The following is a 259-nucleotide window of genomic DNA, read 5'->3' as shown; positions in this document are numbered from 1 at the left end:
ATCGGGGGCATAGCTCAGTTGGGAGAGCGCCTGCTTTGCAAGCAGGAGGTCGTCGGTTCGATCCCGTCTGCCTCCACCAGTTTTTCTGGTGTCGAGCGTGGATGATCGGCCGCCCGATTACGAGGACCGTTGGAAGGAACCACAACACGGCAACGTGAACAATAACGAGCGCTTCGCGCTCGTTATTGTGTCCCGCAAGGGACGGGATCATGGACAAGTGAAGATGAAGTGCAAGTGACCGAGGACGCTCCTCGGCCGG

1 tRNA gene is annotated in these 259 nt (G+C 58.7%); it reads left to right on the top strand.

Going from position 1 to position 259, the window contains the following annotated elements:
* Positions 1 to 3 precede the first annotated feature (3 nt).
* A tRNA-Ala gene (locus tag CRT60_RS12170) sits at positions 4 to 79 on the top strand.
* Positions 80 to 259: the final 180 nt, after the last annotated feature.

The sequence above is a fragment of the Azospirillum palustre genome, assembly GCF_002573965.1.
Classification (GTDB): domain Bacteria; phylum Pseudomonadota; class Alphaproteobacteria; order Azospirillales; family Azospirillaceae; genus Azospirillum; species Azospirillum palustre.
Note: the sequence above shows the minus strand (reverse complement) of the source record. Positions and strands in the feature narration are given on the sequence as shown.